Source organism: Reyranella sp. (genome assembly GCF_030651995.1).
GTDB lineage: Bacteria > Pseudomonadota > Alphaproteobacteria > Reyranellales > Reyranellaceae > Reyranella.
The window spans coordinates 13,738-31,594 of the sequence record NZ_JAUSBN010000020.1 but is presented as its reverse complement, the minus strand read 5'-3'; the positions used below and the strand labels follow the sequence as shown (position 1 = coordinate 31,594).

The 17,857-nt window shown below is 64.6% G+C and carries 30 protein-coding genes; all 30 read right to left on the bottom strand.

Annotated elements, in window-relative coordinates; all coding sequences use genetic code 11:
* Positions 1–2: 2 nt before the first annotated feature.
* Entirely contained in the window at positions 3–467 is a 465-nt protein-coding gene (locus Q7V45_RS04640) for a GNAT family N-acetyltransferase (RefSeq protein WP_304847747.1), read from the bottom strand.
* 96 nt (positions 468–563) lie between these two features.
* Positions 564–986 carry a 50S ribosomal protein L17 gene (gene rplQ / locus Q7V45_RS04635; RefSeq protein ID WP_295135319.1) on the bottom strand — a complete coding sequence of 141 codons (423 nt, stop codon included), beginning with the start codon at positions 984–986 and terminating at the stop codon, positions 564–566.
* Between the two features lie 21 nt (positions 987–1,007).
* Positions 1,008–2,051, bottom strand: a complete 1,044-nt coding sequence (locus tag Q7V45_RS04630; RefSeq protein WP_304847740.1) for a DNA-directed RNA polymerase subunit alpha — start codon at positions 2,049–2,051, stop codon at positions 1,008–1,010.
* Positions 2,052–2,122: 71 nt separating this feature from the next.
* On the bottom strand, positions 2,123–2,527 hold the full coding sequence (gene rpsK, locus Q7V45_RS04625) for a 30S ribosomal protein S11 (RefSeq protein ID WP_216961746.1): 405 nt from the start codon (positions 2,525–2,527) through the stop codon (positions 2,123–2,125).
* Between the two features lie 15 nt (positions 2,528–2,542).
* A complete protein-coding gene (gene rpsM, locus Q7V45_RS04620) occupies positions 2,543–2,920 on the bottom strand; it encodes a 30S ribosomal protein S13 (RefSeq protein WP_304847734.1) in 378 nt (125 codons plus the stop codon).
* A 121-nt stretch (positions 2,921–3,041) separates the two neighbouring features.
* Entirely contained in the window at positions 3,042–3,692 is a 651-nt protein-coding gene (locus tag Q7V45_RS04615) for an adenylate kinase (protein WP_304847731.1), read from the bottom strand.
* On the bottom strand, positions 3,689–5,032 hold the full coding sequence (gene secY / locus Q7V45_RS04610; RefSeq protein ID WP_304847727.1) for a preprotein translocase subunit SecY: 1,344 nt from the start codon (positions 5,030–5,032) through the stop codon (positions 3,689–3,691). Before secY ends, Q7V45_RS04615 begins: the two co-directional genes overlap by 4 nt.
* 60 nt (positions 5,033–5,092) lie before the next feature.
* Positions 5,093–5,572: a 50S ribosomal protein L15 gene (gene rplO / locus Q7V45_RS04605; protein ID WP_304847725.1), complete on the bottom strand. Its 480-nt coding sequence runs from the start codon at positions 5,570–5,572 to the stop codon at positions 5,093–5,095.
* Positions 5,573–5,605: 33 nt separating this feature from the next.
* On the bottom strand, positions 5,606–5,800 hold the full coding sequence (gene rpmD, locus Q7V45_RS04600; protein ID WP_304847723.1) for a 50S ribosomal protein L30: 195 nt from the start codon (positions 5,798–5,800) through the stop codon (positions 5,606–5,608).
* 11 nt (positions 5,801–5,811) lie between these two features.
* Positions 5,812–6,396: a 30S ribosomal protein S5 gene (rpsE, locus tag Q7V45_RS04595; protein ID WP_298313435.1), complete on the bottom strand. Its 585-nt coding sequence runs from the start codon at positions 6,394–6,396 to the stop codon at positions 5,812–5,814.
* Positions 6,397–6,410: 14 nt separating this feature from the next.
* Positions 6,411–6,773: a 50S ribosomal protein L18 gene (gene rplR / locus Q7V45_RS04590; protein ID WP_304847719.1), complete on the bottom strand. Its 363-nt coding sequence runs from the start codon at positions 6,771–6,773 to the stop codon at positions 6,411–6,413.
* A 13-nt stretch (positions 6,774–6,786) separates the two neighbouring features.
* A complete protein-coding gene (gene rplF / locus Q7V45_RS04585; RefSeq protein ID WP_304847716.1) occupies positions 6,787–7,320 on the bottom strand; it encodes a 50S ribosomal protein L6 in 534 nt (177 codons plus the stop codon).
* Positions 7,321–7,322: 2 nt separating this feature from the next.
* Complete coding sequence (rpsH, locus tag Q7V45_RS04580) at positions 7,323–7,721, bottom strand: 30S ribosomal protein S8 (RefSeq protein ID WP_304847713.1); 399 nt, start codon at positions 7,719–7,721, stop codon at positions 7,323–7,325.
* Between the two features lie 16 nt (positions 7,722–7,737).
* Positions 7,738–8,043 carry a 30S ribosomal protein S14 gene (gene rpsN / locus Q7V45_RS04575; RefSeq protein ID WP_304847710.1) on the bottom strand — a complete coding sequence of 102 codons (306 nt, stop codon included), beginning with the start codon at positions 8,041–8,043 and terminating at the stop codon, positions 7,738–7,740.
* A gap of 14 nt (positions 8,044–8,057) precedes the next feature.
* Positions 8,058–8,600 carry a 50S ribosomal protein L5 gene (rplE, locus tag Q7V45_RS04570; RefSeq protein ID WP_304847706.1) on the bottom strand — a complete coding sequence of 181 codons (543 nt, stop codon included), beginning with the start codon at positions 8,598–8,600 and terminating at the stop codon, positions 8,058–8,060.
* A gap of 11 nt (positions 8,601–8,611) precedes the next feature.
* Positions 8,612–8,935: a 50S ribosomal protein L24 gene (rplX, locus tag Q7V45_RS04565; protein WP_304847703.1), complete on the bottom strand. Its 324-nt coding sequence runs from the start codon at positions 8,933–8,935 to the stop codon at positions 8,612–8,614.
* Positions 8,936–8,937: 2 nt separating this feature from the next.
* The gene (rplN, locus tag Q7V45_RS04560; protein WP_068188012.1) at positions 8,938–9,306 is read right to left on the bottom strand and encodes a 50S ribosomal protein L14; all 369 of its coding nucleotides are present in this window, start codon (positions 9,304–9,306) and stop codon (positions 8,938–8,940) included.
* A gap of 19 nt (positions 9,307–9,325) precedes the next feature.
* Positions 9,326–9,574: a 30S ribosomal protein S17 gene (rpsQ, locus tag Q7V45_RS04555; protein WP_304847696.1), complete on the bottom strand. Its 249-nt coding sequence runs from the start codon at positions 9,572–9,574 to the stop codon at positions 9,326–9,328.
* A gap of 10 nt (positions 9,575–9,584) precedes the next feature.
* Positions 9,585–9,776: a 50S ribosomal protein L29 gene (gene rpmC / locus Q7V45_RS04550; protein ID WP_304847693.1), complete on the bottom strand. Its 192-nt coding sequence runs from the start codon at positions 9,774–9,776 to the stop codon at positions 9,585–9,587.
* A gap of 11 nt (positions 9,777–9,787) precedes the next feature.
* Positions 9,788–10,207 carry a 50S ribosomal protein L16 gene (gene rplP / locus Q7V45_RS04545; RefSeq protein WP_230552238.1) on the bottom strand — a complete coding sequence of 140 codons (420 nt, stop codon included), beginning with the start codon at positions 10,205–10,207 and terminating at the stop codon, positions 9,788–9,790.
* Positions 10,208–10,213: 6 nt separating this feature from the next.
* Positions 10,214–10,933: a 30S ribosomal protein S3 gene (gene rpsC / locus Q7V45_RS04540; RefSeq protein ID WP_304847681.1), complete on the bottom strand. Its 720-nt coding sequence runs from the start codon at positions 10,931–10,933 to the stop codon at positions 10,214–10,216.
* Positions 10,933–11,319, bottom strand: a complete 387-nt coding sequence (gene rplV, locus Q7V45_RS04535; RefSeq protein WP_304847678.1) for a 50S ribosomal protein L22 — start codon at positions 11,317–11,319, stop codon at positions 10,933–10,935. The genes rpsC and rplV overlap by 1 nt, the downstream gene beginning before the upstream one ends.
* A gap of 6 nt (positions 11,320–11,325) precedes the next feature.
* A complete protein-coding gene (rpsS, locus tag Q7V45_RS04530; protein ID WP_304847675.1) occupies positions 11,326–11,604 on the bottom strand; it encodes a 30S ribosomal protein S19 in 279 nt (92 codons plus the stop codon).
* A gap of 10 nt (positions 11,605–11,614) precedes the next feature.
* A complete protein-coding gene (gene rplB / locus Q7V45_RS04525) occupies positions 11,615–12,445 on the bottom strand; it encodes a 50S ribosomal protein L2 (protein WP_304847670.1) in 831 nt (276 codons plus the stop codon).
* 16 nt (positions 12,446–12,461) lie between these two features.
* Positions 12,462–12,785 carry a 50S ribosomal protein L23 gene (locus tag Q7V45_RS04520; RefSeq protein WP_304847667.1) on the bottom strand — a complete coding sequence of 108 codons (324 nt, stop codon included), beginning with the start codon at positions 12,783–12,785 and terminating at the stop codon, positions 12,462–12,464.
* Positions 12,782–13,402, bottom strand: a complete 621-nt coding sequence (gene rplD, locus Q7V45_RS04515; RefSeq protein WP_304847664.1) for a 50S ribosomal protein L4 — start codon at positions 13,400–13,402, stop codon at positions 12,782–12,784. Before rplD ends, Q7V45_RS04520 begins: the two co-directional genes overlap by 4 nt.
* A gap of 10 nt (positions 13,403–13,412) precedes the next feature.
* Positions 13,413–14,135, bottom strand: a complete 723-nt coding sequence (gene rplC / locus Q7V45_RS04510) for a 50S ribosomal protein L3 (protein WP_304847661.1) — start codon at positions 14,133–14,135, stop codon at positions 13,413–13,415.
* A gap of 29 nt (positions 14,136–14,164) precedes the next feature.
* A complete protein-coding gene (rpsJ, locus tag Q7V45_RS04505) occupies positions 14,165–14,479 on the bottom strand; it encodes a 30S ribosomal protein S10 (protein WP_068198221.1) in 315 nt (104 codons plus the stop codon).
* Between the two features lie 34 nt (positions 14,480–14,513).
* Complete coding sequence (tuf, locus tag Q7V45_RS04500; protein WP_304847658.1) at positions 14,514–15,704, bottom strand: elongation factor Tu; 1,191 nt, start codon at positions 15,702–15,704, stop codon at positions 14,514–14,516.
* Positions 15,705–15,731: 27 nt separating this feature from the next.
* Positions 15,732–17,837 carry an elongation factor G gene (fusA, locus tag Q7V45_RS04495; protein WP_304847655.1) on the bottom strand — a complete coding sequence of 702 codons (2,106 nt, stop codon included), beginning with the start codon at positions 17,835–17,837 and terminating at the stop codon, positions 15,732–15,734.
* Positions 17,838–17,857: the final 20 nt, after the last annotated feature.

Genomic DNA, 17,857 nt, shown 5'->3' with positions numbered 1-17,857 from the left:
CGCTACAGCCGCTTCAGCATGTGGACGCGCATATGGGCGTCCTTGCCGTGGTCCGGCAGGCCGCGATGGATCACCTCGAAACCCTGGCTGCCATAGAGCCTGATGAGGTGATCCATCATCTCCGCGGTCACGAGTGAGACGGCACGGTCGCCGCGCTCGCGAGCGACTTCGTCGAGCCGCAGCAACAGCCAGCGTCCGAGGCCTGTCCCCTGCTTCGACGGATCGACGGCCAGCCGGTCGAGGAAGAGTTCCTCCTGGCGCCGTTCGGTGGCTGCGACTCCGACGACCCGGCCGCCCTCGTCCGCGACGAACACGTCGCCCCGTTCGATCGAAGCCGGCAGCCACTTGTAATAGTCAGGCGGAATCTCGCGTCCGAGCTTCGCGAGATAGGGCGTGAACGCGGCGCGCAGGACGCGGTCGGCGTCGGCGCATTCCGATGATTGGGCGGTCCTGAAGATGAAGCTCATGCCCCAGCTTAGCCTTCCGACGGGGGCGCGCCACTCATCAAGAAAAACGCCCGCTCTTTTGAGCGGGCGTTTTCAATTCGATGAGGCGAAAGAGGCTTACGCCGCTTCCTGCTGCTCCGACTTGTCGGCCGAAGGACCGCTGTCCTGGCCCTTGGCGGAGGTGTCGCGCTCGACGAACTCGATCACGGCCATCTCGGCGGCGTCGCCGAAGCGGTAGCCCGCCTTCAGGACGCGGAGATAGCCGCCGTTGCGCTTGGAATAGCGCGGTCCGAGCGTCGTGAAAAGCTTGTCGGCAACGTAGGGATCGCGCAGGAAGCCGATCGCCTGACGGCGCGCATGCAGGCCGCCGCGCTTGCCGAGCGTGACCAGCTTCTCGACGATCGGACGCAGGTCCTTCGCCTTGTGCAGCGTGGTCGTGATCTGCTCGTGCTTGATGAGGGCACCGGCAAGATTCATGAACATCGCCTTGCGATGCTCGGCGGTGCGGTGGAACTTCCGGCCGCGATTATTGTGACGCATGACTTATTTCCTTCTACCGGCCTAGTACGGCTCTTCCAGCCGCTTGGCCATTTCCTCGATGTTGTCCGGCGGCCAGCCCGGGATTTCCATACCCAGGTGGAGGCCCATGCCGGCCAGCACTTCCTTGATCTCGTTCAGCGACTTGCGGCCGAAGTTCGGCGTGCGCAGCATCTCCGCCTCGGTTTTCTGAACCAGATCGCCGATATAGATGATGTTGTCGTTCTTCAGGCAGTTGGCCGAACGGACCGACAGTTCCAGCTCGTCGACCTTGCGCAGCAGGTTGCGGTTGAACGGGAAGTCGTCCTGCTGCTCTTCCTTGCGGACCTCGCGCGGCTCCTCGAAGTTGATGAAGAGCTGCAGCTGGTCCTGCAGGATGCGCGCGGCGAGCGCCACGGCGTCGGCCGGCATCGTCGTGCCGTTGGTCTCGACCGTCATCGACAGGCGGTCGTAGTCGGTGACCTGGCCGACGCGGCTGTTCTCGATCTTGTAGGAGACGCGCTTGACCGGGCTGAACACCGAATCGACGGGGATCAGGCCGATCGGCGCGTCTTCCGGCCGGTTCGCCGAGGCCGGGACATAGCCCTTGCCGGTGGCGACCATCAGTTCCATCGAGATCGACGCGCCGTCGTCGAGCGTGCAGATCAGATGCTTGGCATCCATGATCTGGACGTCGCCCGGCAGTTCGATCATGCCCGCGGTGACTTCGCCGGGGCCGACGGCGCGCAGGTAAAGACGCTGCGGGCGGTCGCCCTGCATCTTCACGGCCATCGCCTTGATATTCAGCACGATGTCGACCACATCCTCGCGGACGCCGGGGATCGACGAGAATTCATGCAGCACGTTGTCGATCTTGATCGACGTGACGGCGGCACCCTGGAGCGACGACAGGAGGACGCGACGCAGCGCGTTGCCGAGCGTGAGACCGAAACCGCGCTCGAGCGGCTCGGCGACGATGGTCGCAACGCGACCGGGATCGACGCCGGCTTCGGTGACAAGCTTCTCCGGCTTGATCAGGTCCTGCCAGTTCTTCTGAAGCACGTGGGTTACCCCTCTAGACCGGTTCATGCGAGCCCCGCAGGACCCGCAACACATTCCTCAAGAGCGGGCGGCGCGCGAAGCGCCGCCTCCACTCGAAATCAGACGCGACGACGCTTCGGCGGGCGGCAGCCGTTGTGCGGGATCGGCGTCACGTCGCGGATCGACGTCACGGCGAGGCCGACGGCCTGCAGCGCGCGCAGCGCCGACTCGCGTCCGGAACCCGGGCCGCGCACCAGGATCTCGATCGTGCGCATGCCATGTTCCATCGCCTTGCGGCCGGCGCCTTCGGCGGCCATCTGCGCGGCGAACGGGGTCGACTTGCGCGACCCCTTGAACCCCTGCTGCCCCGAGGACGACCAGGCGATGGCATTGCCCTGCGCGTCGGTGATCGTCACGATCGTATTGTTGAACGAGGCGTTCACGTGGGCGACGCCCGCGATGATGTTCTTGCGTTCCTTGCGACGGGGACGCGCGGCGCCGGTGGCGGCTGCAGCTTTGGCCATGACCCTGATCCCCTCTTACTTCGTCACTTTTTTCTTGCCGGCGATCGGCTTGGCCGGACCCTTGCGGGTGCGCGCGTTGGTATGCGTGCGCTGGCCATGGACCGGCAGACCGCGACGATGGCGCAGGCCGCGATAGCAGGCGAGGTCCATCAATCGCTTGATGTTCATCGCCACTTCGCGACGCAGATCGCCTTCGACCGTGTAGTCCCGGTCGATGGCCTCGCGAATGCGGATGACTTCGTCGTCGCTCAGCGTGTTCACGCGGCGCGACTCCTCGATCCCGACTTTTCCACAGATCTCCTTGGCTTTCGCCGCACCGATCCCGTGGATGTACTGAAGTCCGATCACGACACGCTTGGCGGTCGGAATGTTCACACCGGCTATACGAGCCAAAGTCCCAACTCCTTCAAAGACTTATGGCGCGCTCGCGCGCGCCCGTCACATGTTCCGCTGGCCCCGGAAAAGCGCGCGATTATATGTATCCGCGTCCCCGAGTCAATGGAACTCACCCTTGTCAAGTCCCCGCCAAGACCTCCGTGATCTGGCGGTAAACCTCGTCCATCGCGGCCATCCCGTCGACCTTTCGCAGCACCCCGCGGGCGCTGTAGTAGGGCAACAAGGGCTCGGTCTGAGCCCTATAGGCGGCCATGCGAGTCTTCATGGTCTCTGCATTATCGTCCTTGCGGCGCGTGAACCCGGTCGATCCACAAACGTCGCAGATTCCATCGACCTTCGGCCGCTTGAACGTGTCGTGATAGCCCGCGCCGCACTTGGCGCAGGAAAACCGGCCGACGATGCGCTCGGTCAGCGCTTTTTCGTCGACTTCCATCTCGATCACCCGGTCGAGCTTCCTGGACGTCTCGGCCAGCATCTTGTCCAGCGCCCGGGCCTGGGCCTCGGTGCGCGGGAACCCGTCCAGGATGAAGCCCTTGGCGCAGTCCGGCTGGGCGATGCGGTCCCTGATCAGGCCCACCATCAGCTCGTCAGGAACCAGTTCGCCGCGCTCCATGATGCCCTTGGCCTTCTGGCCGAGTTCACTGCCGGAGGCGACGGCCGCCCGAAGCATATCGCCGGTCGAGAGCTGGATCAGCCCCCGTTCCTGCTGCAGCCGCTGGGCCTGCGTCCCCTTGCCGGCGCCCGGCGGCCCCAAAAGAATGATGTTCATCGGCCCTTGCCCCTCAGGCGGGCCTTCTTGATGAGGCCCTCATATTGGTGGGCGAGCAGGTGCGCCTGCACCTGGGTCACCGTGTCGAGCGTGACCGAGACCACGATCAGGAGGCTGGTGCCGCCGAAGTAGAACGGCACGCCGCCGCGGGCGATCAGCAGCTCGGGCAGGATACAGACCGCTGAGAGGTAGAGCGCACCGACGGCCGTCAGCCGGTTCAGAATGTATTCGAGATACTCGGCCGTGTTCTTGCCGGGACGAATGCCGGGAATGAAGCCGCCGTTCTTCTTCAGGTTATCGGCCGTGTCCGTCGGGTTGAACACGACGGTCGTGTAGAAGAAGCAGAAGAACACGATCAGGCCGATATAGGCGATCAGATAGGCCGGCTGGCCGTGGCCGAGATAGGTCGAAAACCACTGGATCCAGCCCGGCTCCCCGGCCCCCTGGAAAGACGCGATGGTCGCCGGAAACAGCAGCAGGGACGACGCGAAGATCGGGGGGATGACGCCGGCCGTATTGATCTTGAGCGGCAGGTGCGAGGCCTCGCCGCCATACATGCGGTTGCCGACCTGGCGCTTGGGATATTGGACGACGATCCGTCTCTGAGCGGTCTCGACGAAGACGACGACCGCCACGACCACCACGACGCCGACCACCAGCGCAATGATGAACAGCGCCGACAGGGCGCCGGTACGGCCGAGTTCAAGGGTCTGCACCAGCGCGTCCGGCAGAGCCGCGACGATGCCCGCAAAGATGATCAGGGACACGCCGTTGCCGACGCCGCGCGCGGTGATCTGCTCGCCCAGCCACATCAGGAACAGCGTGCCGCCGACCAGGGTCACGATGGTGACGAAGCGGAAGAAGACGCCCGGGTCGATCACGACGGGACCGGCCGTGGCAACCTGGCTCTCGAGCCCCACCGCGATGCCGTAGGCCTGAAAGGTCGCCAGGACGACTGTACCGTAGCGCGTGTACTGGTTGATCTTCTTGCGGCCCGCCTCGCCTTCCTTCTTCAGCGCCTCCAGCGACGGCACGACCGTCGTCAGGATCTGCATGATGATGGAGGCCGAGATGTACGGCATGATGCTGAGCGCCAGCACCGACATGCGGCCGATCGAGCCGCCCGAGAAGACGTCCAGCAACCCCGCGATGCCGCCGGCGTTCTGCTTGAAGATCTCGGCCAGAGCGGCCGGATCGACGCCGGGGACCGGAATGTAGGCGCCGATACGGAAGACGACGAGCGCGGCGACCGTAAACCACAGCCGCTTCTTCAGCTCGGTCGCCCTACCGATCGAACCCCAGTTCAGGTTGGATGCAAGTTGCTCGGCGGCGGATGCCATGGAACCTCACGCGTGAACGACACCAGGGGGGAAGCGACGCCCCCGTAGACGCCGTCCGGATCAGGCCGCTTCGGCCACGGGCTTGGGCGGCAGTTCGACCTTGCCACCGGCCTTCTCGACCGCGGCGATCGCCGACGCCGAGGCGCCCGCAACCTTCACCTCGATCTTGGTCTTGAGTTCGCCCTTGCCAAGGAGGCGGACGCCATCCGCGGCATTCTTGAACAGACCGGCCGCCAGCATCGCCTCGGCATCGATCACCTTGCCGGCGTCGAGCTTCTTTTCATCGATCGCCTTCTGCAGCGTGCCCAGGTTGACGACCTGGTAGCTCTTCTGGTGCGGCGGGCGGAAGCCCCGCTTCGGGATACGCCGGTAGAGCGGCATCTGGCCGCCCTCGAAGCCCTTGATGGCAACGCCCGTACGCGACTTCTGGCCCTTGACACCGCGACCCGCGGTCTTGCCCTTGCCGGAGCCGATACCGCGGCCAACGCGCATGCGACCCTTGCGGGCGCCCGGATTGTCGGAGATCTCGTTCAGTCTCATCGTCTTCTACCTCCGCGCCGCAGCCACTGGGGCCTAGCGCGCTTCCTCTTCGACGCGCACGAGATGGCGCACCTTGTTGATCATGCCGCGCACCTCGGGCGTATCCACGAGCTCGCGGGTGCGATGGCGCTTGTTCAGGCCCAGGCCGATCAGCGTCCCGCGCTGGTCTTCCGTGCGGCCGATATGGCTGCCGGTCTGGGTGATCTTGATGGTCTTGCCCTTGGCCATGGTCCGGTTCCTTAAGCCGCCGCTTCCGCGGTCGTCTCGTCACGGCGGCCGAGCAGGTCACCGACCTTCTTGCCGCGGCGCGTCGCGACCATGCGCGGCGAGTTGAGCTGATCCAGCGCCTTGAACGTCGCCTTGATCATGTTGTGCGGGTTGGACGTCCCGACCGACTTGGCAACGATGTCCTTGATGCCGAGCGTCTCGAAGATGGCGCGCATCGGACCGCCGGCGATGATGCCGGTACCGGCCGGGGCCGCGCGAAGCGTCACCTTGCCGGCGCCGAAGCGGCCCTTCACGTCGTGATGCAGCGTGCGACCGTCGCGCAGCGGCACCCGGATCAGCCCACGCTTGGCGGCCTCCGTGGCCTTGCGGATCGCCTCGGGAACCTCACGGGCCTTGCCGGCGCCGTGGCCGACACGACCGCGCTGGTCACCGACGACGACGATGGCGGCGAAGGCGAAGCGACGACCACCCTTCACGACCTTCGCAACGCGATTGATCGTGACGAGCTTGTCGGTCAGTTCGTTGTCCTCGTCGCGGTCGCGCGGCCGATCGCGATCGCGCGGGGAACGGCCGGAACCACCGGGTGAACGAGCCATAATCTAACTCCCGATCAGAACGACAGGCCGCCCTCACGGGCGGCATTGGCCAGCGCAGCGATGCGGCCGTGATACGTATATCCACCGCGGTCGAAGATGACTTCCTTGACCCCGGCCGCGACGGCGCGGGCGGCGATCAGCTTGCCGACTTCGGTCGCAGCGCCCTTGTCGGCACCGGTCTTGAGCGTGCCCCGGACGTCCTTGTCGAGCGTCGACGCGGCAGCCAGGGTCACGCCCTTACGGTCGTCGATGACCTGGGCATAGATGTGCTTACCCGAGCGAAAGACGCTGAGGCGCGGACGGCCGTTGCCGGCCTGGCGCAGCGCGTAGCGCGTGCGCCGCTGGCGACGGGCGAAAAGAGCATTGCGGTCGGACATGATTCTCTCGCCTCTACTTCTTCTTGCCTTCCTTGCGCCGGATCGTCTCAGTCGAGTACTTGATGCCCTTGCCCTTATAGGGCTCGGGCGGCCTCAAGCTGCGGATTTCCGCGGCGATCTGGCCTACGCGCTGACGATCGGAGCCCGAAATCTCGATCTCGGTCGGCTTGACCGCCTTGATCTGGATTCCGGCGGGAATGGGGATCTCGACATCGTGGCTGAAGCCGAGCTGCATCTTCAGCATCTTGGCATCGGCCGAGGCGCGATAGCCCACGCCGTTGATCTCGAGGTTGATGGTGAACCCGTCGGAAACGCCGCGGACGACGTTGCTCGCCAGGTTACGCGCCGTGCCCCACTGCATGCGGGCGCGGCGGCTGTCGTTGCGCGGCTTGAAGACCAGACCCTCGCCTTCCCTGGCGACGGTAACGTCGTCATGAACGACCAGCTGGAGCTCGCCCCGCTTGCCCTTGGCCTTGAGGTGCTGGCCCTGGAGCTCGATGGTGACACCGGCCGGAATGACGACCGGATTTTTGCCGACGCGCGACATGCTCAGAACACCTTGCAGATGACTTCGCCGCCGACATTGGCGGCCCGCGCCTCGGCGTCGGACATGACTCCGCGCGGCGTGGAGAGGATCGAGATGCCCAGCCCGTTGAAATGGCGCGGCAGCTCGCGGATCTTGGAGTAGACGCGACGGCCCGGCGTGGAGACGCGCTTGATCTCCTTGATGACCGGACGGCCGTTGTCGTACTTCAGCTCGATGCGGAGTTCCCTGACACCGGGCCGCAGCTCTTCTTCGAACCAGCCACGAATGTAGCCCTCACGCTGGAGCACATCGAGAACACTCGACCGAAGCCGCGAAGCCGGCGCGGTCACGCTCTCGAGGCGCGCCGACTGGCCGTTGCGGATGCGGGTCAGCAAATCGCCGACGGGATCTGTCATCGCCATGGTCTACGGTCCCCGTTTACCAGCTCGACTTCACGACGCCGGGCAGAGCGCCCAGCGACGCCAGCTGACGCAGCGCAACGCGCGACAGCTTGAACTTCCGGTACACGGCCCGCGGACGGCCCGTGAGCTCGCACCGGTTGCGTACCCGCGTCGGCGAAGAGTTGCGCGGCAGGTCCGCCAGCTTGAGGCGGGCCCCGAAGCGCTCTTCAGGCGTCAACTTGTCGTCGACGGCCATCGCCTTCAGCTTGGCGCGCTTGCCGGCGAATTGCTTCACCATCCTTGCGCGCCGGTTGTTCTTCTCGACCGAACTCGTCTTGGCCATGTGATTCTCCGGCCTCAGTTCACGAAGGGGAAGTTGAAAGCGCGAAGAAGCGACCTAGCTTCCGCGTCCGTCTTCGCCGACGTGCAGATGATGATGTCCATACCGCGCACCTGGTCGACCTTGTCGTAGTCGATCTCGGGGAACACGATCTGCTCCTTCAGGCCCATGGCGTAGTTGCCATTGCCGTCGAACGACTTGCCGTTCAGGCCGCGGAAGTCGCGGACGCGCGGCAGGGCGATGTTGATCAGGCGATCGATGAACTCGTACATCCGGTCGCGACGCAGCGTGACCTTGGCGCCGATCGCCATGCCTTCACGCAACTTGAACGTCGCGATCGACTTGCGCGACCGGGTGATGACCGGCTTCTGGCCGGTGATCGCCGTCAGGTCGGCCACGGCGCCATCGACGGCCTTGCGGTCGTTGACCGCCTCGCCGACGCCCATGTTGATGACGATCTTGTCGAGCTTCGGCACCTGGAAGGGGTTCTGATAGGAGAACTCCTTCGTAAGCGCTTCGCGCACGGACTGGTTATAGTGCTCTTGCAGACGCGCGGGCATGGCCCGTTCTCCTAGCGGTCGATGGTCTCGCCGGAGGCACGCGCTACGCGTACCTTGCGGCCGTCTTCAAGGAACCGGAAACCGACTTTCGTCGGCTTATCCGATTTGGGATCCAGCAGGGCCACGTTGGAGACGTGGATCGTGGCCTCGCGTTCGATGATGCCGCCGGCTTCCGCACGGCTGGGCTTGGTGTGGCGCTTGATCATGTTGACGCCGGAAACGACCAGGCGGTTCTCCTTGGGGAAAACACGCAGGACGTCGCCTACCTTGCCCTTGCTGCCACCGGTGATGACCTTCACCCGGTCGCCCTTCTTGATCTTCAGTTTCGTTGCCATGGCTAGAGCACCTCAGGCGCAAGCGAGATGATCTTCATGAACTTCTTGGCGCGCAGCTCGCGCGTCACCGGTCCGAAGATACGCGTGCCGATCGGCTCGTCCTGCTTGCTGATGAGGACGGCGGCATTGCGGTCGAAGCGGATGGCGCTGCCGTCGGGGCGGCGCAGCGCGAACGACGTACGGACGACGACGGCGCGATGCACCTCGCCCTTCTTGACCTTGCCGCGCGGAATGGCTTCCTTGATCGACACGACGATGACGTCGCCGACGCTGGCGTACTTGCGACGTGAGCCGCCCAGCACCTTGATGCACTGGACTCGACGGGCGCCCGAATTATCGGCGACCTCGAGGTTGGTTCGCATCTGAATCATGACTTAATGCTCCGACCGCTTAAGCCTTGGCGCCTTCGACCAGAACTTCCCAGCTCTTGGTCTTGGACAACGGGCGGCACTCGCGGATACGAACGATCTCGCCGATCTTGCCCTTGCAGGCATTGGCTTCGTCGTGCGCGTGATACTTCTTCGACTTGCGAATGAACTTCTTGTAGATCGGGTGCTGAACGCGACGCTCGACCTTCACGACGATGGTCTTGTCCATCTTGTCGCTGACGATGACGCCTTCCAGGATACGCTTCGGCATTTCGTGCTCCTTAACCGGCGGCCTTCTCGCCCTGCACCGTCTTGATGCGGGCGATGTCGCGACGAATCTGGCGCGCGCGGGAAGTCTTCTGCAGCTGGCCCCCAGCCTTCTGGAAGCGCAGGTTGAACGCCTCCTTGCGAAGGTTGCCGAGCTCGCTCTTGAGCTCGTCGTTGGTCTTGGGGCGCAGATCGGTGGCCTTCATGTCCTTCTCCCTCAGCCTTCGGCGCCGACGCGAGAAACGAAGCGGGTCTTGATCGGCAGCTTGGCTGCGCCGAGCGCTAGGGCTTCCTTGGCGATCGTGCCGGACACGCCTTCCAGTTCGAACAGGATGCGGCCCGGCTTCACGCGCGCGGCCCAGAATTCGGGCGCGCCCTTGCCGGAGCCCATGCGGACTTCCGCCGGCTTCTTCGACACCGGAACGTCCGGGAACACACGGATCCACACGCGGCCGGCACGCTTCATGTGACGCGTGATGGCGCGGCGGGCCGCCTCGATCTGGCGCGCCGTCAGGCGATCCGGCTCCATCGCCTTCAGCCCATAGGAGCCGAAGTCGAGGTTGAAGCCGCCCTTGGCAGCGCCACTGATACGGCCCTTGAAGGCCTTGCGGTACTTGGTGCGCTTGGGTTGCAGCATGGTAGTTTACGCGTCCCTCTGCTCGGTGCGCTCGACCCGCGCCGGCGTCCGTTGCGGAGCGGCTTCCTCGGCGCGCTTGTCGTGCGCCATCGGGTCATGCGCCATGATCTCGCCCTTGAACACCCAGACCTTCACGCCGCAGGTGCCGAAGGTGGTGAACGCCGTGGCGGTCCCATAGTCGATGTCGGCGCGCAGCGTGTGCAGCGGAACGCGACCTTCGCGGTACCATTCCATGCGGGCGATTTCAGAGCCGCCGAGACGACCCGAGCAGTTGATACGGATACCGAGAGCGCCCAGACGCATCGCCGACTGAACGGCGCGCTTCATGGCGCGGCGGAACGCAACGCGGCGCTCGAGCTGCTGGGCGATGTTCTCGGCGATCAGCGTCGCGTCGACCTCGGGCTTGCGGATCTCGACGATGTTCAGGGCCACTTCACCCTTGGTCATCTTGGCGAGGTCGCCGCGCAGCTTCTCGATGTCGGCGCCCTTCTTGCCGATCACCACGCCCGGGCGGGCGGTGTGGATCGTCACGCGGGCGCGCTTGGCCGGACGCTCGATGATGATCTTCGCGACACCCGCCTGGGCCAGCCGCTCGCGCAGCACCTTGCGGATGTGAATGTCCTCATGGAGCATCTTCGAATATTCGGCACCTTCGGCGTACCAGCGCGAATCCCAGGTCCGGTTGATACCGAGCCGCAGGCCGATCGGATTGACCTTCTGACCCATTACTTTTCCTCCGTCTCGGCCCGCTCACGCACCACGATGGTGAGATGAGCGAACGGCTTGACGATACCGGCGGCGCGGCCACGGCCGCGCGTCTGGAAGCGCTTCATGATCAGGCCCTTGCCGACCGACGCCTCGGCGACGACCAAGCGATCGACATCGAGGTTGTGGTTGTTCTCGGCGTTGGCGATGGCCGAATTCAGGGCCTTCTTCACGTCGAGAGCAATCCGCTTCTTGGAGAAGGTGAGCTCGTTGACCGCAGTCGCGGCCTTCTTGCCGCGGATCGTCGCGGCTACGAGGTCGAGCTTGCGCGGGCTGATTCGCACAGCGCGCAGGACGGCCTTGGCTTCATTGTCCGCCTCACGGCGGGGAGCGGATGGCTTGCTCATCGCGCGTTAATCCTTCGACACTTTCTTGTCACCGGCATGGCCGGTGAAGGTGCGGGTCGGCGAGAATTCGCCGAGCTTGTGACCGACCATCTCCTCGGTGACGTTCACCGGGATGAACTTCTTGCCGTTGTAGACGCCGAACGTCAGGCCGACGAACTGCGGCAGGATCGTCGAGCGACGCGACCAGGTCTTGATCACTTCGCTGCGGATGTTGCCGCGCGACTTCTCTGCCTTCTTGATCAGGCTGCCTTCAACGAAGGGGCCCTTCCATACGGAGCGTGCCACTGTCTATCTCCTAGCGCGTCGCATGCCGGCGGCGGATGATCATCTTGTCCGTCGCCTTGTTCTTGCGTGTCTTCTTGCCCTTGGTCGGCTTGCCCCACGGCGTCACCGGATGACGGCCACCCGAGGTGCGGCCTTCGCCGCCGCCGTGCGGGTGATCGACCGGGTTCATGACGACGCCGCGAACCGTCGGGCGACGGCCGAGCCAACGCTGACGGCCGGCCTTGCCGATGACGATGTTCTGGTTGTCCGGGTTCGACACCGCGCCGACGGTCGCCAGGCACTCGCCCGGGACGAGGCGCAGTTCGCCCGAGCTCAGCTTGATCTGGGCGTAGCCCGCGTCCTTGCCGACGAGCTGGGCGTAATTGCCGGCCGAACGGGCCAGCTGGCCGCCACGGCCCTTCTTGAGCTCGACGTTATGCACGATCGTACCGACCGGCATGTTGGCGAGCGGCATGGCGTTGCCCGGCTTGATGTCGACGCGCTCGCCCGAGACGATCTCGTCGCCCGCCTTCAAACGCTGCGGCGCGAGAATGTAGGCGACCTCGCCGTCGGCGTACTTGACCAGGGCGATGAACGCCGTCCGGTTGGGATCGTACTCCAGGCGCTCGACCGTCGCCGTGACGTCGAACTTGCGACGCTTGAAGTCGATGATGCGCAGGCGGCGCTTATGACCGCCACCCATATGGTAGCTGGTGATGTGACCGTGGTTGTTGCGTCCGCCGGTATTGTGCTTGCCGCGCGTCAGTTCCTTGACCGGCTTGCCCTTCCAGAGGCCGGAACGGTCGACGATGACCAGCTGTCGCAGGGACGGCGTGATCGGCTTGTATGTCTTCAAGGCCATTGTTCTGTCTCCCGTCCTACAGGCCCGTGGTCACGTCGATCTTGTGACCCTCGACCAGCGAGACGATCGCCTTCTTCCAGTCGCTCCGCACGCCGGGACGGCCGCGGAAAACCTTGCTCTTGCCCTTGACCGTGGCGGTGTTGACCGCCTTGACCTTGACCTTGAACAGACCCTCGATGGCCTGCTTGATCTCGGGCTTGGTCGCATCCGCGGCGACCTTGAAGGTCACCTGGCTGTGCTCCGAACCATTGGTCGTCTTCTCGGTGATCAGCGGCGCACGAATCACTTCGTACATGCGCGAACGCGAGACGGTTTGCGGGATGTAGCGCTTGGCGCTCATTGCAGACGCTCCTCGAGGTGCTTCACGGCATCTTTGGTAAGCACCAGCGTGTCCCGGCGCAGGATGTCGTAGACGTTCGCGCCCTGCTGCGGCAGCACATCGACATGGGCGATGTTAGCCGCCGCGCGGGCGAAATTGGTATCGATCTCGGCGCCGCCGATCACCAGGACACTGGTGACGCCGAGAGCGCCGAAATGGCCCTTGAGCTGGGCGGTCTTCGGCTCGGCCAGAGTCGCCGCCTCAACCACGATCAGCTTGCCCTCGGCCGCCTTGGCCGACAGCGCGGTTCGCAGCGCCAGCTTGCGGACCTTCTTGGGCAGGTCGCTGGCATGGCTGCGCACGACCGGGCCGAACGCCTTGCCGCCGCCCCGGAACTGCGGGGCCGCCTCGTTGCCGTGACGGGCGCGACCGGTGCCCTTCTGGGCGTACATCTTCTTGGCCGTCGCCGTGACCTCGGCGCGCCCCTTGGTCTTGTGCGTGCCCTGCTGGCGGTGCGACAGCTGCCACACGACGCAGCGCTGCAGGATGTCCTTGCGGACGGGGACGGCAAACACCGCGTCGGCGAGATCAATCTCGCCCGCGCTGCCGCCTTCAATGGTCTTGACCGCGATCTTCATGATCTGATCCTTAAGCCTGCGGAGCGGCATCAGCCGCCGGAGCCGCCGCCTCGGCAGCAGCCTTGCGCAGGCCGGCCGGGTACGGAGCGTCCTTGTGACGGGCGCGCTTGGAGGCGTCCTTGACGATGATGTAGCCGTTGGCCGGGCCGGGAACGGCGCCGGACACCAGCAGCAGACCCTTTTCGTCGTCGACGGCGACGACCTTCAGGTTCTGCGTGGTCACGCGCTCGTTGCCGTAGTGGCCGGCCATCTTCTTGCCGGGGAACGTACGGCCGGGATCCTGGCGGTTACCGGTCGAACCATGCGAACGGTGCGACACCGAAACGCCGTGGCTGGCCTCGAGGCCGTGGAAGTTCCAGCGGACCATCGAGCCGGTGAACCCGCGGCCGATCGTGGTGCCGACGACGTCGACGAACTGACCGGGCACGAAATGGCTCGGCACCAGTTCAGCGCCGACTTCGAGGACGGCGTCCTTGGCGACGCGGAACTCCACGAGCTTCTTCTTCGGCTCGACCTTGGCCTTGGCGAAGTGACCGCGCATCGGCTGGGTCACGTTCTTTACCTTGGCCTTGCCATAGCCGAGCTGCACGGCAACGTACTTGTCCTTCTCTTCCGAGCGGACAGCAACAACCTGCAGCTGATCCACCTTCAGAACGGTGACGGGCACATGCTCCCCGGCGTCGTTGAAGACGCGGGTCATGCCGACCTTCTGGGTGACGAGACCGCAACGCATGGTCTTCTTCCTTCTTTCCTGGTCCGCTCTTAGGCGCCGAGCTTGATCTCGACGTCCACGCCGGAGGCGAGGTCGAGCTTCATCAGCGCGTCCACGGTCTGCGGCGTCGGGTCGACGATATCGAGCACGCGCTTGTGCGTGCGGATTTCGAACTGCTCACGCGACTTCTTGTCGATGTGCGGCGAGCGGTTGACCGTGAACTTCTCGATCCCGGTCGGCAGCGGGATGGGCCCGCGCACCTGCGCGCCCGTCCGCTTGGCCGTGCTCACGATCTCGCTGGTCGACGAATCGAGCACGCGATGATCGAAGGCCTTCAGCCGGATCCGGATGTTTGTGTTGTCCATGGCCATGATATTCGCCTTGTCGCGTCGGTTACGTTTACTTTACGACTTTGGTGACGACGCCGGCGCCGACGGTGCGGCCGCCCTCGCGGATGGCGAAGCGCAGCCCCTCGTCCATGGCGATCGGCTGGATCAGCTCGACCACCAGCCGCGCGTTGTCGCCCGGCATCACCATCTCCGTGCCTTCCGGCAGCGTCACCACGCCCGTCACGTCCGTCGTCCGGAAGTAGAACTGCGGGCGGTAGTTCGTGAAGAACGGCGTGTGACGGCCGCCCTCTTCCTTCGTCTGGATGTACGCCTCGGCCTCGAAGTTCGTGTGCGGCGTGATCGCGCCCGGCTTCGACAGAACCTGGCCGCGCTCCACGTCCTCGCGCCCGACGCCGCGCAGCAGCGCGCCGATATTGTCGCCCGCCTCGCCCGAATCCAGCAGCTTGCGGAACATCTCGACGCCCGTGACCGTCGTCTTCGTCGTCGCCTTCAGGCCCACGATCTCGACTTCCTCGCCCACCTTCACAATGCCGCGCTCGACGCGACCCGTAACCACCGTGCCGCGGCCCGAGATCGAGAAAACGTCCTCGATCGGCATCAGGAACGGCTTGTCCTTGTCGCGCGCAGGCTGCGGAATGTACTTGTCGACCTCTTCCATCAGCTTCAGAACCGCCTGCTCGCCCAGCTCGGGGTTCTTGTCCTCCAGCGCCATCAGCGCCGAGCCCCGCACCACCGGCAGATCGTCGCCCGGGAACTGGTAGCTCTTCAGAAGCTCGCGAACCTCAAGCTCGACCAGGTCCAGAAGCTCCGGATCGTCCACCATGTCGCACTTGTTCATGAACACCACCAGCGCCGGAACACCGACCTGGCGCGCCAGAAGGATGTGCTCGCGCGTCTGCGGCATCGGGCCGTCGGCCGCCGAAACCACAAGGATCGCACCGTCCATCTGCGCCGCGCCCGTGATCATGTTCTTCACGTAGTCGGCATGGCCCGGGCAGTCCACGTGCGCATAGTGACGGTTCGCCGTCTCGTACTCCACGTGCGCCGTCGAGATCGTGATGCCGCGCTCGCGCTCTTCCGGAGCCTTGTCGATCTGATCGTAGGCCGTGAACGTCGCGCCACCCGTCTTCGCCAGGATCTTCGTGATCGCCGCCGTCAGCGACGTCTTGCCGTGATCGACGTGACCGATCGTTCCGATGTTGCAGTGCGGCTTGTTCCGCTCAAACTTCGCCTTCGACATGTTCGTCTTCCTTACTTAGATCGTTTGTTAGCCAGCCAGCTTGGCGACGACTTTGTCAGCCTCGGCCTGCGGCACAGGAGCGTAGTGATCGAATGTCATGCTGTAGGCCGCGCGCCCCTGCGTCATCGAACGCAGCGTGTTCACGTAGCCGAACATGTTGGCCAGCGGCACCATCGCGTCGATGACCTGCGCGTTACCCCGGGCGTTCATACCCTGGATCTGGCCCCGGCGGCTGTTCAGGTCGCCGATGCAGTCGCCCATGTAGTCGTCGGGTGTCACCACCTCGACCTTCATGATCGGCTCGAGCAGCTTGCACTGCGCCTTGGCCAAGCCCTCTTTGAACGCCGCGCGGGCGGCGATCTCGAAGGCCAGCACGCTGGAGTCCACGTCATGGTAGTTGCCGTCGGTCAGCGTGACCTTGAAGTCGATCACCGGGAAGCCGGCGAGCACACCAGTTTCGCGCGACGCCTCGAGGCCCTTCTCGACGCCAGGAATAAACTCCTTGGGGATCGAACCGCCGACGATCTTGTTCTCGAACGAATAACCCGAACCGGCTTCACCTGGTTCGAAGGTCAGCTTGACGCGGGCGAACTGGCCCGAGCCGCCGGACTGCTTCTTGTGGGTGTAGTCGATCTCCGCCTTGCGGCCGAGCGTCTCGCGATAGGCCACCTGCGGAGCGCCGACATTGGCATCGACTTTGTAAGTGCGACGCAGGATGTCGACCTTGATCTCCAAATGGAGCTCGCCCATGCCCTTGATGACGGTCTGACCGGTTTCCTGGTCGGTCGACACGCGGAAGGTCGGGTCTTCCTGGACGAGACGACCGAGCGCCTGACCGAGCTTCTCTTGGTCCGCCTTCGACTTCGGCTCGATGGCAAGTTCGATGACGGGATCCGGGAAGTCCATACGCTCGAGGATCACGGCGTTGTCCGGATCACACAGCGTATCACCGGTCGTGACACTCTTGAGACCCGCAAGCGCGATAATGTCACCAGCGCGGGCTTCCTTCACGTCTTCGCGGTCGTTGGCGTGCATCAGCAGCATACGGCCGATGCGCTCCTTGCGGTCCTTCGTGCTGTTCAGCACGCCGGTGGCCGACTGGAGCACGCCCGAGTAGACGCGAGCGAAGGTGAGCGAGCCGACGAACGGGTCGGTCATGATCTTGAAGGCGAGTGCGGACATCGGCGCGTCGTCGCTTGACGGCAGCGTGATCGGCTCGTCGGTGCCCATCTTCACACCCTTGACGTCCTCGACGTCGGTCGGCGCGGGCAGGTAGTTCACGACCGCATCGAGCATGGGCTGCACGCCCTTGTTCTTGAAGGCCGAGCCACACAGGATCGGAACGAACGAGTAGTTGATCGTGCCCTTGCGGATGCACTTGATCAGCGTGTCGTAGTCGGGCTCCTCGCCGTCGAGGAACTTCTGCATGGCATCATCGTCCTGCTCGACGGCCATATCGAGCAGCTTGGCGCGGTATTCCGCAGCCTTTTCCTTCATGTCGGCGGGAATCTCGACGACCTCGAACTTCGCGCCGAGTGTCTCCTCCAGCCAGATGATCGCCTTGTTGGCGACGAGGTCAACAAGACCCTTGTATTCGCCCTCGGAGCCGATCGGCAGCTGCGTCACCAGCGGCTTGGCGCCCAGGCGATCGACGATCATTTCGACGGTGCGATAGAAGTTGGCGCCCGTACGGTCCATCTTGTTGACGAAGCAAATGCGCGGCACGCCGTATTTGTCGGCCTGGCGCCACACCGTCTCGGACTGCGGCTCGACGCCAGCGACCGAGTCGAAAACGCAGACCGCACCGTCGAGAACGCGAAGCGACCGCTCGACCTCGATCGTGAAGTCGACGTGGCCGGGCGTGTCGATGATGTTGACGCGATAGTTGATGCCGGCGTTCGGGCCGGATTCGACCGTCCAGAAGCACGTCGTCGCGGCGGACGTGATCGTGATGCCGCGCTCCTGCTCCTGCTCCATCCAGTCCATCGTCGCGGCGCCGTCATGGACTTCGCCGATCTTATGCGACTTGCCGGTGTAGTACAGGATGCGCTCGGTCGTCGTCGTCTTGCCGGCATCAATGTGAGCCATGATGCCGATGTTGCGATAGTGCGCGATGGGGGTAGTGCGAGCCATGGAACTGGGCTTTCTCGGAC

Coding starts and splice junctions, on each gene's coding strand:
- rplQ (WP_295135319.1), bottom strand. CDS start 986: ATGCGTCACAATAATCGCGGCCGGAAGTTCCACCGCACCGCCGAGCAT.
- rplR (WP_304847719.1), bottom strand. CDS start 6,773: ATGTCCGACCGCAATGCTCTTTTCGCCCGTCGCCAGCGGCGCACGCGC.
- rplB (WP_304847670.1), bottom strand. CDS start 12,445: ATGGCCTTGAAGACATACAAGCCGATCACGCCGTCCCTGCGACAGCTG.
- rpsN (WP_304847710.1), bottom strand. CDS start 8,043: ATGGCCAAGACGAGTTCGGTCGAGAAGAACAACCGGCGCGCAAGGATG.
- rpsQ (WP_304847696.1), bottom strand. CDS start 9,574: ATGCCGAAGCGTATCCTGGAAGGCGTCATCGTCAGCGACAAGATGGAC.
- rpsJ (WP_068198221.1), bottom strand. CDS start 14,479: ATGGACAACACAAACATCCGGATCCGGCTGAAGGCCTTCGATCATCGC.
- rpsC (WP_304847681.1), bottom strand. CDS start 10,933: ATGGGTCAGAAGGTCAATCCGATCGGCCTGCGGCTCGGTATCAACCGG.
- rpmD (WP_304847723.1), bottom strand. CDS start 5,800: ATGGCCAAGGGCAAGACCATCAAGATCACCCAGACCGGCAGCCATATC.
- rpsE (WP_298313435.1), bottom strand. CDS start 6,396: ATGGCTCGTTCACCCGGTGGTTCCGGCCGTTCCCCGCGCGATCGCGAT.
- Q7V45_RS04630 (WP_304847740.1), bottom strand. CDS start 2,051: ATGAACCGGTCTAGAGGGGTAACCCACGTGCTTCAGAAGAACTGGCAG.
- secY (WP_304847727.1), bottom strand. CDS start 5,032: ATGGCATCCGCCGCCGAGCAACTTGCATCCAACCTGAACTGGGGTTCG.
- Q7V45_RS04520 (WP_304847667.1), bottom strand. CDS start 12,785: ATGAGCGCCAAGCGCTACATCCCGCAAACCGTCTCGCGTTCGCGCATG.
- tuf (WP_304847658.1), bottom strand. CDS start 15,704: ATGTCGAAGGCGAAGTTTGAGCGGAACAAGCCGCACTGCAACATCGGA.
- Q7V45_RS04640 (WP_304847747.1), bottom strand. CDS start 467: ATGAGCTTCATCTTCAGGACCGCCCAATCATCGGAATGCGCCGACGCC.
- Q7V45_RS04615 (WP_304847731.1), bottom strand. CDS start 3,692: ATGAACATCATTCTTTTGGGGCCGCCGGGCGCCGGCAAGGGGACGCAG.
- rplP (WP_230552238.1), bottom strand. CDS start 10,207: ATGCTGCAACCCAAGCGCACCAAGTACCGCAAGGCCTTCAAGGGCCGT.
- rplC (WP_304847661.1), bottom strand. CDS start 14,135: ATGCGTTGCGGTCTCGTCACCCAGAAGGTCGGCATGACCCGCGTCTTC.
- rpsK (WP_216961746.1), bottom strand. CDS start 2,527: ATGGCCAAAGCTGCAGCCGCCACCGGCGCCGCGCGTCCCCGTCGCAAG.
- rplF (WP_304847716.1), bottom strand. CDS start 7,320: ATGTCGCGCGTCGGCAAAAATCCGGTCGTCATTCCGGCCGGTGTCACC.
- rpmC (WP_304847693.1), bottom strand. CDS start 9,776: ATGAAGGCCACCGATCTGCGCCCCAAGACCAACGACGAGCTCAAGAGC.
- rplN (WP_068188012.1), bottom strand. CDS start 9,306: ATGATTCAGATGCGAACCAACCTCGAGGTCGCCGATAATTCGGGCGCC.
- rplV (WP_304847678.1), bottom strand. CDS start 11,319: ATGAGCAAGCCATCCGCTCCCCGCCGTGAGGCGGACAATGAAGCCAAG.
- rplO (WP_304847725.1), bottom strand. CDS start 5,572: ATGAGACTGAACGAGATCTCCGACAATCCGGGCGCCCGCAAGGGTCGC.
- fusA (WP_304847655.1), bottom strand. CDS start 17,837: ATGGCTCGCACTACCCCCATCGCGCACTATCGCAACATCGGCATCATG.
- rplE (WP_304847706.1), bottom strand. CDS start 8,600: ATGCCCGCGCGTCTGCAAGAGCACTATAACCAGTCCGTGCGCGAAGCG.
- rplD (WP_304847664.1), bottom strand. CDS start 13,402: ATGAAGATCGCGGTCAAGACCATTGAAGGCGGCAGCGCGGGCGAGATT.
- rplX (WP_304847703.1), bottom strand. CDS start 8,935: ATGGCAACGAAACTGAAGATCAAGAAGGGCGACCGGGTGAAGGTCATC.
- rpsH (WP_304847713.1), bottom strand. CDS start 7,721: ATGGCGATGACAGATCCCGTCGGCGATTTGCTGACCCGCATCCGCAAC.